This is a genomic window from Streptomyces sp. NPDC022910 (assembly GCF_055561075.1).
Genome location: NZ_JBVHHL010000142.1, coordinates 1 through 3191, shown reverse-complemented (window position 1 = coordinate 3191; position 3191 = coordinate 1). Strand labels below are relative to the sequence as shown.

Genomic DNA, 3191 nt, shown 5'->3' with positions numbered 1-3191 from the left:
CATCATGCACACGACATGACACAAGGGCGGAACCGTCCAGTCACCCACGAACGGGTGACACCAGATCATCTGGAACGGGACTTAACGCCCTCTGACATCAACGGGGTCGGTCACGGGCGACCGGGACGCCTCCGCAGCAACCGGTCCATGTGGCTCATGGCCTCGCGCTGGGTGTCCCGGACGACGTGCGTGTACACGTCCATGGTGATGCTGATCTGACTGTGCCCAAGGATCCTACCCTGACTGAATGGCTGTGATCTTTGTGACGGGCATGTCCGGTACAGGCAAGACGACGGCCCTGAAGCAGCTGGAACAGCGGGGATACAAGGTGGTGGACACCGACGTCGGGAAGTGGATCGAGGATGTCCCTCTTCCCGATGGCGCCGGCGTGGAGCCGCAGTGGCGAGAGGACCGGATCGACGCGCTGATCACCGAACATGAGATCTCGGGGGAGCCGCTGTTCATCGCGGGCACGGTCTGGAACCAGGGCAGGTTCTACCCCCGGTTCGACGAGATTGTGCTGTTCAGCGCACCCTTGAAGATCATGCTCGAACGCATCGCCACCCGCGACACCAACCCCTTCGGGAAGACCGTAGATCAACGCGCCCAGATCGTGGCGGACACCGCCGAGGTCGAGCCGCTGCTCCGCTCGTCAGCGACCGTGGAGATCGACACTCGCAAGCCCCTCGTCGAGGTCGTAGACCAGTTGGCGGCGCTCGTCGGTCCACCCCCGTCCGAAAAGCTCCACTTCCGATACACGCCCTAGGACGACACATGGCAGGAGAAGAGGGAGCTCGGAGAGAACCGAGGCAGCTTGAACCGCCCCGGTTCGAATAGAGACTCGATTTCATGAAAGGATCGAGTCATGGCACGACCTTCCCGTTACCCGCTTGAGCTCCGCCGCCGTGCGGTGCGCATGGTCGCCGAGGTGCGCGACGACTACCCGAACGAGACGGCCGCCTTGCAGGCGGTGACGGAGAAGCTCGGCATCGGCTCCCGCGAGACGCTGCGGAACTGGGTGAAGCAGCACGAGATCGACGCGGGCCAGCGCCCGGGGACGACGACGGAGGAGTCTGCCCAGCTCAAGGCGCTGAAGAAGGAGAACGCCGAACTCAAGCGGGCCAACGAGATCCTGAAGGCCGCGGCGAGTTTCTTCGCGGCCGAGCTCGACCGGCCACACACACGCTCGTAGCGTTCATCGACGAGCACCGGGACCGCTTCGGCGGGGTCGAGCCGATCTGCAGGACGCTCACCGAGCACGACTGCAAGATCGCCCCTTCCACCTACTACGCCCACAAGAAACGACTGGCCGCCCCGTCCGCACGATCGGTGCGGGACGCTCAGCTCAAGGAGCTGATCAGCCAGGTTTACACCGCCAACTACCGTGTCTACGGGGCGAGAAAGGTCTGGCGTGAGCTGAACCGGCAGGGACACGTCGTGGCCAGGTGCACCGTCGAACGCCTGATGCGGGAGATGGGCATCCAGGGGGCGGTCCGCGGCAAGCGTGTGATTACCACGCTTCCCGGCGGGCAGGTCGAGCGAGCTCCCGACCGTCTCGACCGCGACTTCGTCGCCGCCGCCCCCAACCGTTGCTGGGTGGCGGACTTCACCTACGTGAAGACATGGTCGGCCACCGTCTACGTCGCGTTTGTCGTAGACACCTTCTCCCGTCGGATCGTCGGCTGGTCGGCGGCCACCGTCAAGGAGACCGTCTTCGTCCTGGACGCCCTGGAGATGGCGATCTGGCAACGCGACCGCGACCAACAACCCATCCGACCGGGCGAGTTGATCCATCACTCGGATGCCGGGTCGCAGTACACGTCGTTCAGGCTCGCTGAGCATCTGGACGCCGCCGGCATAGCCGCGTCCATCGGCTCAGTCGGCGACGCCTACGACAACGCCCTGATGGAATCGGCGATCGGCCTGTATAAAACCGAGTTGATCAAACCCCAGCGGCCCTGGAAGACGCTTTCCCAGGTCGAGCTGGCCACCGCCGAATGGGTCGACTGGTACAACCACCGCCGACTCCACGGTGAGATAGGCCATATCCCGCCCGTCGAGTACGAAGCCAACTACTACACGGAACTCACGAACCCCCAGGTCACAACCACAATCTGAGATCTCTACCGAACCCGGGGCGGTTCAGCTCACCGAGCTGAGCAACGTCCATGAGTTCCTCGACCAGACTCGACTACGGCCATCGAGTGGCTACGACGCAGCTCACTCCAACACCTGGACTCGATGCTGATCGGGTACCGAGCTGCGATGGCCGTCCATGGCGTGCATGAGGACTTCGACTTCTGGAGCCCGGGAAGCCAGGGTCCCTTCGCTGAGTGGCTGTGGAAGCGCCTTGGTCGGCACAGCGCTTTGGGCTGGGCAGCGGAGATCGAGCGTGAGGCCGAAGCTGCCGGCGTACTCGCGATCGACTTGTTCTTCAGCCTGTTCGACGAGTACCGAGGCGAGCGCAACCAGACCGTGTCGAGTCTCAGTTGATGGTTGACGGGTTGGCGTCGGGTGATGCTTGACGTCTGCCCTAGACGATCTTCCGGCGGTTGTGTTCGCCGGACTTACGGACCACCACCTCCTTCCTGGTGACACGCGGGACGGTGGTGATCAGCTCCTGGCCATGGAAGACGCGGATTGTTTCCTCGTCCAGGTGGGCGGTGACGACCTGGTGGGCATAGCCGCAGCCGAGCTGGACGCGCTGTCCGGCGACATGAAACCGCCGACGCTGCTGACCGTCCGCTCGGCGACCTGCTCGGCGGGCGGAGGCAGCAGCGGTGACGGCCCGGCCGGCCGAGCACCTTGCAGGCGCCCGCAGGCCGAGGGTGGCAGAGGACTGGGCAGGGTGGCCTGCAGAACGCTGCTCGTCCAGGACCTGCAGCACCTTCCCGTCGAGCCGGAGGGTGACCCCCACTGCATGCTGTCCAAGCTCACTGACCGCGTCTGGCGTCGCGGTCCAGCGGCAATCCAGACGCTTCACACAGGGCCAGCATCACTGTGGACGGGTCCCCACTAGCCACCCACTTGAAGCGGGCAACCATCATCAGATCGTCGAGGCTCTCCAGCACGTACCCGTCCATGACAGCGAGGCCGCCCGGTGGATGTCAAGTCAATTGAGACGCTTGTAATGCTATGAGATCTGTCGCGCGGGTTCCCTCCGCTTTGCTGGGTCGTTGATCCACGCCTGT

General features: G+C 64.2%; 3 protein-coding genes and 2 pseudogenes. 3 read left to right on the top strand and 2 right to left on the bottom strand.

Going from position 1 to position 3191, the window contains the following annotated elements; translation table 11 throughout:
- Positions 1-110: 110 nt before the first annotated feature.
- Positions 111-233 (bottom strand): annotated as a pseudogene (locus tag ACZ3TS_RS42650) (site-specific integrase); the annotation flags it as partial.
- Positions 234-247: 14 nt separating this feature from the next.
- Here ACZ3TS_RS42650 and ACZ3TS_RS42645 point away from each other — a divergent pair.
- The 3 genes from ACZ3TS_RS42645 (at position 248) to ACZ3TS_RS42635 (ending at position 2493) form a co-directional block, all read left to right on the top strand.
- Entirely contained in the window at positions 248-766 is a 519-nt protein-coding gene (locus ACZ3TS_RS42645; protein ID WP_467628553.1) for an AAA family ATPase, read from the top strand.
- A gap of 99 nt (positions 767-865) precedes the next feature.
- A protein-coding gene (locus ACZ3TS_RS42640) for an IS3 family transposase (RefSeq protein WP_467628550.1) occupies positions 866-2118 on the top strand; the annotation gives its coding sequence in 2 pieces (ribosomal slippage) (positions 866-1148 and positions 1148-2118; 1254 coding nt in all).
- A gap of 147 nt (positions 2119-2265) precedes the next feature.
- Positions 2266-2493 (top strand): hypothetical protein, encoded by a 228-nt coding sequence (locus ACZ3TS_RS42635; RefSeq protein WP_467628547.1) that lies wholly within the window; start codon positions 2266-2268, stop codon positions 2491-2493.
- Between the two features lie 40 nt (positions 2494-2533).
- Here ACZ3TS_RS42635 and ACZ3TS_RS42630 read toward each other — a convergent pair.
- Positions 2534-2911, bottom strand: a pseudogene (locus tag ACZ3TS_RS42630) (IS481 family transposase); the annotation flags it as partial.
- Positions 2912-3191: the final 280 nt, after the last annotated feature.